We start from the raw sequence: 13,859 nt of genomic DNA on the forward strand, positions 1-13,859 counted from the left end.
TCAGTGCGTGGTGCCGCCGGGGCGGCGGGGTGGATTACGACGGGTACGGCTGCGCCGGGCGGCGGCCCGCAGGGCAGCGCGGGCCAGCTCCGGCCGGTCGGCGGCGCCGTCCAGGCCGGCGGCGAGCGCCCGGATCGTGGGATGGCGGAACAGGTCGAGCATCTTGATCGAGCGACCGGTGGCCGCGGTCAGCCGGGCGTGCACCTCGGCCAGGGCGAGCGAGTGCCCGCCGATGTCGAAGAAGTTGTCGGTGACGCTCACCCGGTCGCGCTCCAGCACCTCCCGCCAGATGCCGGCGACGAGCTCCTCGGTCTCGGTGAGCCCGTCGGGGCCGGTCGGTGGGACGACCCGCGGCGGCTCGGTGGCGGCCACGGTCATGGCGCCGAGCTGCGCCACCCGGACGGTCGGGCGGGGCAGCTCGGCGGCCACCTCGCGGGCCGGCGCGTCGGGGTTGGCGGCCAGCACGCCGAGCAGGACGGCCAGGTCGGCGAGGAGCGCCTCGATCCGCTCCCCGTCGAAGAGGTCGGGGTTGTGCACCACCTCGACACCGACCCGGCCGGCGCGCTCGACCACGTAGACGGTGAGGTCGAAGGGCGAGCCGGGCTTCGGCACCGGTGCCGGCTCGCCGACGAGGCCGGTCAGCGCCAGCCGGGGCGGCGCGAAGTTGAGCACGTTGAAGAGCACCTGCACCAGCGGCGCGCGGGCGGTGTCCCGGCCGACGCCGAGCGCCTCGACGATCCGCTCCAGCGGCGCGCCCGGGTGCGCGGTCACCTCGTGCAGCTCGGCGGCGCACCGCTCGACCAGCTCGGCGAAGCTCGCGCCGCCGGTGCGTACCCGGACCGGCACGGTGTCGATGAAGAAGCCGACCACGTCGTCGAAGGCGGCCAACCGCCGGTCGGCGACGATCGCGCCGAGCACGTGGTCGTCCCCGCCGGTGAGCCGGGCGAGCAGCTCGCCGAAGCCGGCCAGCAACACCGCGGCGACAGTGGTGCCCAACCGTTCGGCCAGGGTCCGTACCGCCCGATCAGTCGCCTCGGGCAACCGTACGGCGGCCTCGGCCCCGACGTAGGTCTGCACGGCGGGTCGCGGGCGGTCCCGGGGCAGGTCCAGCACAGTCGGCGCGCCCTCGAGGTGCGCCGTCCACCAGGCCAGATCCGTCTCTCCCCGGCGCCGGTCCCGCTCCGCCCGCCACACCGCGTAGTCCGCGTAGCCGGCGCTCAGGGCGGGCAGCCGAGGCGTACGCCCCGCCACCGCCTGCGCGTACGCGGCTTCGAGGTCGTCGTAGAGGACCGCCTCGGACCAGCCGTCGAAGACCGCGTGGTGCAGGGTGATCGCCAGCACGTGCTCGGCCGGGCCGAGCCGGTAGACGGTCACCTGCCAGGGCGGCCCGGTGGCCAGGTCGAACGCGTGCCCGGCCCCGGCGGCGAGCATCCCCGCCAGCTCCCGTTCCTGGTCGGCGCCGCCGGTCAGGTCGACCACCGGCACCGGCACGTCGGTCGGCTCCGCACGGACGGCGTAGGGCACGCCACCGGTCTGCGGGATCCGCCAGCGCAGCACGTCGTGCCGCTCCGCCACCGCCCGCAGCGCCGCCCCGAGCGCCGTGACGTCGAGCGGACCGTGCAGCCGGTGCGCCACCGCGATGTTGTACGGCGCGCTGGACGGGGCGAGCTGGTCGACGAACCAGAGCCGCCGCTGCGGCGCGGAGAGGGTAGGCGGGTTGCCGGTGGTGAGCCCGTCCCCGTCGGTCGCCGCGGCGGCGGCGACCCGCTCGAGCAGGCCGGCGAAGGTCCGGCCGGCGAGGACGTCCCGCGTGTCGACGTGCCGGCCCAACTCGGCCCGCAACGCGGCGACCAGCCGCATCGCCGCGATCGAGTTCCCACCGGCGGCGAGGAAGTCGGTCTCCTCAGTGGGAGCGGCACCGAGCAGCCGCGACCAGATGCGCCGCACCGCCGCGTCGAGCGGCTCGTCCGGGTCGACCGCCGACCGCGCCGGATCGTCGGCCCGGCCGGCGGTGGCGAGCGCACGCAGCGCCGCCCGGTCCACCTTGCCGCTGGTAGCGCTGACCGGCAGGTCGGCCAGGCGCAGCACCCGCGCCGGCAGCATCGCGGCGGTCAACCGGGACCCGGCGTGGCTACGCAGCCGCTCGTCGTCGGGCCCGTCCATCGGGGTGACGAACGCGACCAGCTCCGTGCCGCCCGGCCCCGGCACCGCCTCGACCACCACCCGGTCCACCCCGGGCAGCTCGGCCAGCACCGTCTCCACCTCGCCCAGCTCGATCCGCTGGCCACGGATCTTGACCTGCCGGTCGGCTCGGCCGAAGTAGACGATCCGGCCGTCCGCCGCCTGACGGACGAGGTCACCGGTGCGGTACAGCCGCGCCCCCGGCTCGCTGGAGAACGGGTCCGGGACGAACCGTTCGGCGGTCAGCCCCGGGCGGTTGAGGTAGCCGTCGGCCAGGCCGGGGCCGCCGATCAGCAGCTCGCCGGTCTCCCCCGGCGGCACCGGACGCAGGTCGGGGTCGACCACGTAGGCGCGGTGGTTGGGCAGCGGCCGGCCGATCGGCACCGGATCGGTCACGTCCGCGGTCAGCGGGCCGCTCACCGCCAGTACCGTGGTCTCGGTCGGCCCGTACCCGTTGAGGAACGTACGCCCCGGCGCCCATCGGGCGGCCAGCTCGGCCGGCACCGCCTCGCCGCCGCAGAACACCACCTTCCAGTCGGGCAGCTCGGCCGGGTCCAACATGGAGAGCACGGTGGGCGTGATGAAGCCCCAGTTGACCTGGTGTGCGGCGATGAACCGGGCGAGCCGGACCGGGTCGGCTCGGTCGTCCGCGCCGATCAGCTGCACCGAGCCGCCCAGCAGCAGCGGAACGAAGAGGTCCATCGTGACCGCGTCGAAGCCCAGCGACGCGACGCCGAGGCTGCGCACCCCCGCGTCCGCGCCGCTGATCGCCGCCACCCCGTGCACGAACTCGACCACGTTCCGGTGGGTGGTGAGCACCCCCTTCGGACGTCCGGTCGAGCCCGAGGTGAAGAGCACGTACGCCGGGTCGCCGGGCCGCGCAGGGCAGGGCGCGAGAGGTGCGGGGCCGGGCAGCCCGAGCGCCTCGATTCCCGGCGCGCCGGCGAACTCGACCTCGGCGGCGTCGCCGATCACCACGGTCACGCCCGCGTCCGCCGCGATCTCCCGCAGCCGGCGGCGCGGGCCACCCGGTTCCAGCGGCACGTAACACGCCCCCGCCAGCAGCACGCCGAGCACCGTGGCGACCAGCTCCGGCCGGCGCTGCCCGCAGATCCCGACCCGGCTCTGCCGGCCGGCTCCGCGTGCCCGCAGCGCCGCCGCGACCCCGGCGGCCCGCTCCAGCAGCTCCCGGTAACTGAGCCGGTCGTTCCACTGGCGCACCGCCACCGCGTCTGGGGTACGGGCGGCCTGCGCGACGACCAGCTCGGCCAGCGTCGCGTCCGGCCAGGGCATCGGCTCCCCCTGCACCGCGCTGATGGACAGGATGTCGGTCACCCGTTCTCTCCCCGGTAGCTCATCGGATCGGTGATCTGCAGACGCAGCTCGCTCACGTGGCCCCGCCCGCGCGCATCGCGCACCCAGGCGTCGGCCGGCTCCGGGAGCAGCTCGCTCACCACCACGGACACGTCCGGTCCGCTCTTCGCCGCGGCGTCGACCATGGCGCAGAGCGACTGGGCGTGCAGCGGGGCGGTCAGGTCGGCGTAGCACGGCTTGACCTCGGTGCCGACCTTGACGAAGACCCGCTCGGGCAGGCCGTGCCGCTGCCGCCAGCGCCGGACCGCGAGGAACCGCTCGGCGTCGCCGGCCACGCCGGCCAGGCCGCTCTCCCCGGCCGTGGTGCGCCAGGTGCGCCGCGCCACCACCAGCCGGTCGATGGTGATCCGGGGCGTGTGCGGGGCGGGCGCGACGAGCTTGAAGCTGTCCAGCAGCAGCGCGCCGAGCAGGTGCCCGAAGATCTCCACCAGGGGCCAGCGCCCCCCGTCCGGCAGCACGGCGACCAGCTCGACCCCGTCGGGTTCGACCCGCACCTCGGTGGCGGCGACGAGCCGCTCGACGTCCGCACCACGCGCGGTGTCGATGCCGAGCTGCCGGTCGGCCGGTCCGACGGAGGCGTACGTGGTGCGTGTGGTGATCCGGGGGAAGCCCTCGGGGTAGAGCACCCGCGCCCGGGCCGGCCCGAGGTCGGTGTCGAACCCGGCGCGCAGCGCCGACGGGTCGGGATGGAACGGGGTGAAGACCGCGCTGTCGAACGGCGTGTACGCCGGGTGCAGCTCGCCGAGCACCAGCAGGAACTCACCGCGGTTGATCGCGGCCACGTCGGCGGCGCCGATCGTCACGTCGGGGCTGTGGATCCGGGCCGACGGCCAGCCGGGGCCGGACGCCGCGAAGACCCGGGCCACCCGCTCGGCCAGATCCGCGCTGCGCAGCCGCAGCTCCGGCTCGCCGGGAGCCACCGAGTCGAGGTCGAACAGCTCCGCCCAGCGGGCGGTGAACTGGGTGCTGACCGCGGTGAGCGGGCCGTCCGGCGCGAGCAGCAGCCCCTGGGCCAGCGACCAGACGTCGGCCAGCCGCACCGGACCGTCGCCGCGCAGCTCGGCGTACAGCTCGTCCAGCAGCCGCCGCAGCGCCGCGCCGATCTCGGCGGTGAGCCAGCGTGCGGCCTGCAACACGATCGCCAGCGGCGCGGCGAGCGCGTCCAGGACCGCCGCGCCGACGGTGACCTCCAGGTCCCGGGCGGTCTCCTCGTAGACGACCGTGCGCCCCGCGTACATCTGCCCGCTCTGCCGAACGGCCGGTCGACCGGTGACGGCGGTGAACTCCGAGTTCAGCGCGGCGAGCGCGGCGCGGAGCCGGTCCGGGTCGCCGGCCGCGTCGGCGACCGCGTCCCGGGCCGCGCAGAGCCGGTCGAAGCCGGCGGTCACCTCGGCCCGCACCGCCGGTTCCCCGATGGCGGCCAACCGGTCGCGCAGCACCTGCTCGGCGCGCGGGCTGATCGGCAGCCCGGCGTCCCAGGTCAGCAGGGACCGCTCCACCAGCCGCTCCAGCAGCAGGAACCCGTCGGCCGCCGAGCGCAGCGGGAGCTCGGCGTCGTGGCGGGCCCGGTCGACCACCGCGGTGGCCGGAGTCCGCCCGTCGCAGTACGCCAGCAGCCGCGCCTCCGCGGCGTTGAGCTGCACCGGCGGGTGCAGCGGCCGGCGCAGCTGCCGCCCCGAAACGCTCAGGTGCGGGGGGAGCGCCGGCGCCCACCACCGCCGCACCGCCAGGTCCTCGGCGAGCCGGTCGGCGTACGCGATCAGCGCCCACGCCTCGAAGTGGACCGCCCGGCGGGACACCAGCCCCGGCCCGGGCCGCAGCCGGGTGGCCGGCTCGTCGGGGTCGACGTGTCCCCAGCAGACCGGGCCGAAGAAGCCGATGGTCTCCGCCTTGCCGCAGTAGCGCTGCCAGTACCGCAGCAGGCTGGACTCGCGCTCGCGCCGTCGCCAGTTGCGGGCGGCCGGGTCGGTGCGCAGCAGCCCGTCCAGCGCGACCAGCATGTCCGGGTTCTGCCAGGTGACCGCCTCCCGCAGTTGCGGGTCCGCGGCGATCGCGTCGGCCTGCGTGGACGAGTCGAGCTGGGCCTTCTGGAACTCCTTGTCGAACAGCTCGCGGCTGCCCCGGCCGGCCAGCAGTCCGTCGGCGGCGGCGGCCGCCTCCGGCGCGGCGAAGGCGGCGAGCCCCGCGGCCGGGAAACCGGCGGTACGCAGCACGACGTCGCGCCACACCCACCAGCCGGTGTCGCCGAGCGGGACGCGGTGGCTCACCGGGCCACCTCCATGGCGTCGTCCACGATGTGCAGCCGCAGCTCGCTGAAGTAGCGCCGGCCGTGCGTGTCGGGCACCCAGGCGTCGTCCGGTGTCGGCAGCATCTCGCTGACCACCAGGGACACGTCGTCGCCGCCGTCGCCGCGGGCGGCCCGCACCATCGCGCAGAACATGGTGGCGAACGCCGGGCTGCTCAGGTCCACGAAGCAGGGCTTGGTCTCGGTGCCGAGCTTGACGTACACCTGCTCGGGCAGGTCGAGCCGCCGTCGCCAGGCACGGACGGCCAGGAAGCGGTCCCGCTCGCCGGTGACCGTGCCCAGCCCGCTCTCGCCGACAGTGGTCCGCCAGGTCTGCCGGGCCACCACGAGCCGGTCCAGCGTGATCCGTGGCGTGTACGGCGCGGCGGCCACCAGCTTGAACCCGTCGACGGCGTGCGCGGCGAGCAGACCCGCGAAGATCTCGGTCAGCGGCCAGCGCGCGCCGTCCGGCGCGGTCGCGACCAGCCGGCCCGCCTCCTCGGCGACGGTCACCGCCACCGTCGGCAGCACCCGCTCCGGCTCGGCGCCGGGCGCCGGCAGGAAGGCCAACTGCCGGTCGGTCGGGCCGGTCAGCGCCTCGGCGACCCGGCTGGTGCGCCGGGGCCAGTCGGTGGGGAAGAGCAGCCTGATCCGCCGCTCGCCCAGGTCCTCGGCGAGCGCCGCGCGCAGCCGCTCCACGTCCGGGTGCGCCGGGGTGAAGACCTCGCAGTCGAACGACGGCCAGGCGGCGTGCAGCTCACCGAGGACCACGGTGAAGTCGCCACGGCCGAGCGCCTCCGCGTCGGCCGCGCAGATCTGCAGGTCGGGGCTGTGCAACCGGGCGTTGCTCCACTCCGGCCAGACGGTCGGGAAGGCCTCGGCGACCCGCGCGGCCAGCTCCGCCACGCGCAATCGGACCTCTGTCGTCCCCGGCGGAAGCGCGTCCAGCCCGAAGAGTCCCGCCCACCGGCCGGCGAACTCGGTGGCCACCGTGTCGACCGGGCGCTCCCCCTCACCCCAGAACAGCCCCTGGGCGAGGAACCACAGGTCGGAGAGGGCCACGGGCGCGTCCCCGGCCTCGGCGCGCAACTCCTCGTAGAGCTCGCGGAACACCGCTCCGTACGCCTCCTCGAGGGCGCCGGCGAGCCAGCGCGCGGCCTGGAGCAGCACGCCGAGCGGCCCGGAGATCACCTCCAGCAGCGGCCCGCCGAACACGACGTCGAGCTCGCGGCTGGTGTCCTCGTAGCAGAGCGTCCGCCCGGCGTACATCTGGCCGTCGCGCCGGCGCGGTGGCAGGCCGGTGAGCACGGTGAACGTCTCGTCGAGCGCGTCCAGCGCGACCCGCAGCCGGTCCGGGTCGCCGGCGGCCGCGGCGACCTCGTCCCGGGCCGCGCGGAGCTGGTCGAAGCCGTCCCGGGCGGCCTCCCGGGCCGCCACGTCGCCGATGCCGTCGATCCGCTCCCGGAGCACGCCCTCGGCGGCGGGGCTGACCGGCAGCCCCGCGTCCCAGCTGACCAGTTCCCGCTCCACGAGGCGGTCCAGCAGGGCGTAGCCGTCCTCGGGGCGGCGCAGCCCGAGCGCCGGGTCGGCGACCAGGTCCCGCGCCGGGCGGTGGCCGTCGGCGGCGGCGAGCAGCGCCGCCTCGACCGGGGTGACCGGCACCGGCGGGCGGCCGGGCCGCTGCACCGCGCGGTCGACGAGGCGCAGGTGCGCGGCGAGGCGCGGGGGCCACCAGGCCCGTACGGCGAGGTCCTGGCCGATCCGGTCGGCGTACGCGGCCAGTGTCCACGCCTCGAAGAGCACCCAGCGGCGGCGGGTGAGCGTCGGGCCGGGACGGACCTCGGCGGTCACCGGCCGGGCCGGGTCCAGGGTGGCCCAGCAGCTCGGGCCGAAGAAGCCGACTGTCTCGTTCTTGCCGCAGTAGCGCTGCCAGTACTTGAGCAGGGCACGTTCCCGGTCCCGCCGGCGTACGTTGCGGGGCGCGTCCGGTGCGGCCCGGTGCAGCCCGTCGAGGGCGGGGAGCATGTTGCGGTTCTGCCAGGTGACCGCCTCGCGGAACAGCGGGTCGCCGGCCAGCTCGGTGATCCGTCGGGCCCCGGCCGCCACGGCCTCGGCGAACTCCTTGTCGAACTGCTCGCCGCCGGTCCCGGTGGCGAGCAGTTCGTCGGCGGCGGCCGCGGCCTGCGGGGCGGAGAGCATGGTGAGCCCGTCGGCCGGGAAGCCGGTGCTGCGCAGGATGGCGTCCCGCCAGACCGACCAGCCGGTGTCGCCCAGCGGCACCCGGTGCCCGCCGGTCGCCGGGGCCGCACCGCCGGAGGCGGTGGTTCCGCTCGGCCCGCCGGTGGGCCGGTCCCGCGTGGCCTGATCGGTGGCCCCGGCCGGCTCGGCGGCGAGCGCCGCGTCCAGGTCGGCGCGGATCGCGGCGAACAGCTCCTCGGCCGCGTCGTGCAGGAAGAAGTGCCCGCCGGCGATCTCGTGCAGCGTGAAGCCGGCGGCGCTGTGCCGGGCCCAGGCCGTGCTCTGCTCACGGGTCACCGCCCGGTCATGCCGGCCGGTGAAGGCCACGATGGGCACCGGCAGCGGCTCGCCCGGCACGTACCGGTAGCCGTCGACCCGGCCGAAGTCGGCGCGCAGCAGCGGCAGCAGCAGCTCCACCAGCTCGGGGTGCTCGAGGACCTCGGCGGGGAGGCCGCCGCCGTCGCCGAGGCGGCGCAGCAGCTCGTCGTCGTCCACCGTGGAGAGCCCGTCGAAGAGGCTGGGCGCCGTCACGTGCGGGGCGCGGGCACCGCCGACGTAGAGCCGCAGCGGCAGCGGGCGTCCCCCGCGGCGCAGCTCCCGGACCACCTCGAAACCGAGCCGGCCCCCCATCGAGTGGCCGTACAGGGCGTAGGGGCCGGTGGCCCGCTCGGCGACGGCCCGCGCGACGTCCGCCACCTGGAACCGGGGATCCTCGGTGATCCGGTTCTCCCGGCCCGGCAGCTGCACCGGCAGCACCTCCACGCCAGGGCCGAGACCGGCCGACCAGTGCCGGAACGCGCTGGCCCCGGCACCGGCGTAGGGCAGGCAGAAGAGCTGCACCGGGGCCACGCGACGGCCACCGGCGGAGACGAACCAGTTCACCGCATGCCTCTCTGAGGGGGATCGATCCAGTACCGCTGCCGCTGGAAGGGGTAGGTCGGCAGGCCGGTACGGCGTACCGCGCCCTCGGGGTGCAGCGCCGCCCACTCCACGTCCTGCCCCGCCACCCAGGCGGTGGCGAGTTCACGCAGCTCGCCGGGCTCGCCCGCGACCCGGGCGCCGCTCTCCAGCAGGTCGTCGAGGGCGGCGACCGCGCCCGCCAGGTCGGTGACCACCACCGCCGCCCGGCACGCGAAGACCCGCCGGCCGAGCGCCAGCGTGGCGGCGACCTCGGCCAGCGCCGGCGCGACGCCGGAGAGGTGCCCCCGCAGCCGGGTCAGCGCGTCCCGCAGCGCGGCCGGCGTACGCGCGGAGACCGGCAGCAGGTACGCCCCGGGGGACGGCGGCCCGTCGACCGGTTCGACCGGGGGCGGCTGCTCGACCACGACGTGCGCGTTGGTGCCGCCCAACCCGAACGAGCTGACCCCGGCGACCCGGCGCGGCGCCTCCGGCCAGTCCCGCACCTTGGTCGGTACGTAGAACGGGCCGGCGGCCAGGTCGATCTCCGGGTGCGGGCGCGTGTAGTGCAGGTTCGGCGGGATGGTTCCGTGCTGGACGGCGAGCACCGCCTTGATCAGGCCGGCGATCCCGGCGCCGGCGTCCAGGTGCCCGATGTTGGTCTTCACCGAACCGAGCGCGCAGCTCTCGGCGGGGCTGCCCGCGTAGACCTCGTGCAGCGCGGCGACCTCGATGGCGTCGCCGAGCGGGGTGCCGCTGCCGTGCGCCTCGATGAACCGGACCTCGCCGGGGGCCACCTCGGCGGCGGCGAGCGCGTTCGCCACCGCGGCGGTCTGCCCGGCCGGGCCCGGTACCGCGTAGCCGGCCCGGTCCGGGCCGTCGTTGGTGACCGCCCAGCCGGGCAGGATCGCGTAGATCCGGTCGCCGTCGGCCTGGGCGTCGGCGAGCCGGCGCAGCGCGACCACTCCGACTCCGGAGCCGAACCCGGAGCCGTTGGCGGCCTCGTCGAAGGCGCGGCACCGCCCGTCGGGTGAGGCGAGCCCGCCGGCCGTGTGCCGGTAGCGGGGCCCGGTGACGTTGACCCCGCCGGCGAGCGCGATGTCGCACTGGTAGTCGGCGAGGCTCTGCGCGGCGAGGCAGACCGCGACCAGGGAGCTGGAGCAGGCGCTCTGCACGGCCACCGCCGGCCCGGTCAGCCCCAGCCGGTAGGCCACCTGCCCGGGCAGGTGGTCGGTGAACTGCCGGCCGAGCAGCCGGGCCTCCCAGTCGTCCGGGTCCACGTCGCCGACCACGGCCGGGTTGTCCATCAGGTGGAACAGGAAGTAACGGTTGGCGGAGGTGGCCGAGAAGACGCCGACCAGGCCGGGGAAGCGGCTCGTGTCGTGCCCGGCGTCCTCCAGCGCCTCCCACGCGGTCTCCAGGAAGAGCCGGTGCTGCGGGTCGGTCCGGGCCGCCTCCTGCGCGCCGAAGGAGAAGAACTCCGCGTCGAAGTCGGCGACGCCGTCGAGCCGGCCGGCGGCCCGTACGTGGCGGGGGTCGGCGCGCAGCGTCGGCCCGATGCCGAGCGCGACCAGTTCCGCGTCGGTGTGATCGTGGATCGAGTCCACCCCGGCGCAGAGGTTCCACCAGAAGGTGGCCACGTCGGGCGCGCCGGGGAAGCGGCCGGCGAGGCCCACCACGGCGATCTCGTCGCCGGTGTACTCGCGGGCGGCCACCGGCGGCGCGGGTGGGGTGGCCAGCGCGGGGGCCGGTGCCCGGTCGGCGGGCGGATCGTCGAGCAGCCGGGCCTGCGCGGCGACGGTGGGGTGCTCGAAGAGACGCAGCATGGGCAGCCGCACCCCGAACCGTTCGGCGATGCGCTGCTGCACCTGGCCGAGGAGCAGGGACTGGCCGCCGACGTCGAAGAAGCTGTCGGTGCGGCCGACGGCCTCGCGCCCGAGCACCACGCGCCAGATGTCGTGCACGGCCCGCTCGGTCGGCGTGGCCGGGCCGGCGCCGGGCGACACCGTGTGCTCCGGGTCCGGCAGCGCCCGCTCGTCGACCTTGCCGGTGACGGTGAGCGGGAACTCGTCGACCGGCACCACGGCCCGGGGCAGCGCGTACTCGGGCAGCTGGCGGGCGAGCGCGGCGCGCAGGGCGGCCGGGTCGAGCGGGCCGGCGACCGGCCGGACGTACGCCAGCAGCTCGCCGTCGCGGGCGACGGCCCGTACGCCCCCGACACCCGGTTCGGCGGCGAGCAGCGCCTCGATCTCGGTCAGCTCGATCCGGTGGCCGCGCACCTTGACCTGCCGGTCCAGCCGGCCGAGGCAGCGCAGCTCGCCGGTGGGCAGCCGCTCGCCGAGGTCTCCGGTTCGGTACGCCGCCACCCCGTCCGCGTCGGTGAAGAACCGGTCGCTGTCCCGGTCGAGGTATCCGGGGGCCAGGTGGGCGCCGCGTACCACGATCTCGCCGTCCTCGGCCAGCCGCAGCTGGTAGCCGGGGAGCGCGGTGCCGATCGGCAGCGGCCCGGTGGCGGCCGGGTCGGCCTCCGCCAGCGGCGTCGCGTACCGGGCGGCGAAGGTCATCTCGGTGGCGCCGTAGCCGTTGACCAGCAGGCATCCCGGGGCGAACCGCCCCCGCCCGCGGGAGGCGTCGCCGTGGGTGGCCTGTTCCCCGCCGAGCAGCACCACCCGCACCCGGTCGAGCCGCTCGACGCCGGGCGTGTCCAGCAGGAACCGGTAGACGGTGGGCGTCGAGTGGTAGACGGTCACGCCGTGTCGGGCGAGCTGCTCGACGGCGTGCGCCAGCCCGTGGCGGCGCAGGTCGACCGGGATGACCGCGGCGCCGGTGAGCAGCGCCGGGTAGAGGTCGGGGATGGCGGCGTCGAAGCTGAACGAGGCGAGCAGGCTGAGCCGGTCGGCGGGGCCGATGTGGAGGGTGTCGATCTGGTTGCGCACCACGTGCAGCAGGTTGCGGTGGGTCTGCCCGACCGCTTTGGGCACGCCGGTGGAGCCCGAGGTGAAGAGCACGTAGGCCAGCGCGTCCGCGTCGACCCGCACCGGGCGCAGCGGGGCGGGGCGCGGGTCGTCGAGCACGAGGACGCGGGTGTCCGGCCGGTCGGCGACGAGGGCCCGCGCGAGCTCCTCGTGTTCGGCCGCGCAGAGGACGGTCGTCACCGCGGCGCCGGTGAGCATGTGCCGCAGTCGGAGGCGCGGGAAGCCCGGGTCGAGCGGCACGTACGCGCAGCCGGCGGCGAGCGTGCCGAGGATGGCGGCGATGGTGCGCGTCCCGTGCGCGGTGAGCAGCGCGACGCGCTCGTCGGTCCGGACCCCGCCCGTGACCAGCGCCTCGGCGTACCCGCCGGCGAGGCCGGCCAGCTCGGCGTAGCTGAGCCGGCGGGTCTCGGCGAGGACGGCCGGATGGTCGGGACGGGTGGCGGCGACATCGCCGAAGCGATGGATCAGCGTCTCGTTCGTCATCGTGGAAGGTCGGATTCATCCACAATGGACGGACGCGCGACGGCACACGGCAATGATCATGATCCCCCCCAGGACTTCACATTGACAGCAGCATAAGTCTCAATACCTGGGAGAAAAGTTCGTCGATGAGAGTCCGCCCGAAGAGCCGACCGGGGCCTCAGACGAGGGGCGGGGGAAACAGACCGATCATCCCCCTGACACCTAGAGTAGTTGTCGCATAGGGGGCTACCGGCGGTTAATCTTCCGGTCAACGCTCCTGGTCACCGGCAAATTTCCGGAACTTCGCGGGATGTCGGACCTTGGACAGGAACGTGCGGGTGATCCGGGCTCAGCCATCGTACGACGGCGGGCGCGGCTCCGCCGCACCGTCGGCACGCAACGGCAGACCCGCCACCATCTCCCGGAACTCGGCGACGGTGACCGCCTCCCGCAGGGTCGCGAAGACCGCGCCGGTGCCCAGCCGGGCGGTCGCCTCGTCCACCCCGGCCCGCTCCCCGACCCGGCGCAGGAACTCGGCGGGCCCGGCCGGCCGCCCCGGCCCCGCGTCGACCCCCGATCCGGAGAGGTAGCCGTCCAGCTCGTCCGGGAGCTGCCCGGCCAGATCGTCCGCCGGCTGTCCGGTGACCCGCTCCGCCATCGTCTGCAGCACCGCACGGGCGAGGTCGGCGGCCTGCTCCGGCGCGAGCCCCGAGCGCCGGGACACCGCGTCGATGAAGCGGGGGAATCGCACGCCGCGCCTCCTTCGTCACCGGCCCGGCGCATACCCGGACCCGACGGGGGCAAACCGGCGCCGGATCAGCGCAGCAGCGCCTCGGCGCGCAGGTGGTCGAAGATGATCCGATCCACCGGCGAGACCCGCTCGCGGTCCGCGTACCCGAGCCAGGCCAGCTCGGCGATCTCACCGGCCGCCCGCAAGGTGCCCCGGTGGTCGGCGGTGTAACAGGTCATCCGCACCTCGACACCCGCCGGGTGACCGTGCGCCTGCGCGCGGAACGTCCCGACGTGCCCGGCGCTCGCCACGTCCACCTCGACGCCGAGCTCCTCGGCGACCTCGCGGCGCAGCGTGTCCCGGTCGCTCTCCCCCGGCTCCCGCTTACCCCCGGGCAGGTACCACACGTCCCGGCCCCGGGTACGGGTGCTCAGGATCCGCCCCTCCGCCAGCAGGATCCAGGCGACCTTGTCGATCCACGTCATGACACGCCTCCCTCAGCCGGAACCCCACCGGGTCGCCCACCGGAGCATGCACCGCCCCGGGACCCGTGCCCCGACCGGCCCCGGCGTCACGAGCCGGGCACCGCCGACCACCCGTGCCCACCGCCGCGCGTCCGGTCTGCGCCATGGCACAGACCGGCCACCATCGACCGCCCGACCCAGCCGGTCGATGCTCGATGCTCCGTTGGTACCACCGCGATCGACCGGACCGGCCC

At 75.8% G+C, this 13,859-nt stretch carries 6 protein-coding genes; all 6 read right to left on the reverse strand.

Going from position 1 to position 13,859, the window contains the following annotated elements:
* On the reverse strand, positions 1-3,516 hold the full coding sequence (locus tag E1211_RS05470) for a non-ribosomal peptide synthetase (RefSeq protein WP_132346036.1): 3,516 nt from the start codon (positions 3,514-3,516) through the stop codon (positions 1-3).
* Positions 3,513-5,822, reverse strand: a complete 2,310-nt coding sequence (locus E1211_RS05475) for a lantibiotic dehydratase (RefSeq protein ID WP_132346038.1) — start codon at positions 5,820-5,822, stop codon at positions 3,513-3,515. Before E1211_RS05475 ends, E1211_RS05470 begins: the two co-directional genes overlap by 4 nt.
* Positions 5,819-8,959: a thioesterase domain-containing protein gene (locus E1211_RS05480; RefSeq protein WP_132346040.1), complete on the reverse strand. Its 3,141-nt coding sequence runs from the start codon at positions 8,957-8,959 to the stop codon at positions 5,819-5,821. Before E1211_RS05480 ends, E1211_RS05475 begins: the two co-directional genes overlap by 4 nt.
* Positions 8,956-12,432 carry an AMP-binding protein gene (locus E1211_RS05485; RefSeq protein WP_132346042.1) on the reverse strand — a complete coding sequence of 1,159 codons (3,477 nt, stop codon included), beginning with the start codon at positions 12,430-12,432 and terminating at the stop codon, positions 8,956-8,958. The genes E1211_RS05480 and E1211_RS05485 overlap by 4 nt, the downstream gene beginning before the upstream one ends.
* A 328-nt stretch (positions 12,433-12,760) precedes the next feature.
* Entirely contained in the window at positions 12,761-13,162 is a 402-nt protein-coding gene (locus tag E1211_RS05490; protein ID WP_132346044.1) for a DUF2267 domain-containing protein, read from the reverse strand.
* A 65-nt stretch (positions 13,163-13,227) separates the two neighbouring features.
* Positions 13,228-13,626: an NUDIX domain-containing protein gene (locus E1211_RS05495; RefSeq protein WP_132346046.1), complete on the reverse strand. Its 399-nt coding sequence runs from the start codon at positions 13,624-13,626 to the stop codon at positions 13,228-13,230.
* Positions 13,627-13,859: the final 233 nt, after the last annotated feature.

This window comes from Micromonospora sp. 15K316, assembly GCF_004348525.1.
Taxonomy (GTDB): Bacteria; Actinomycetota; Actinomycetes; order Mycobacteriales; family Micromonosporaceae; genus Micromonospora.

Excerpts from the sequence above, each read along its gene's own strand:
- E1211_RS05485 (WP_132346042.1), bottom strand. The coding sequence starts at position 12,432 with ATGACGAACGAGACGCTGATCCATCGCTTCGGCGATGTCGCCGCCACC.
- E1211_RS05495 (WP_132346046.1), bottom strand. The coding sequence starts at position 13,626 with ATGACGTGGATCGACAAGGTCGCCTGGATCCTGCTGGCGGAGGGGCGG.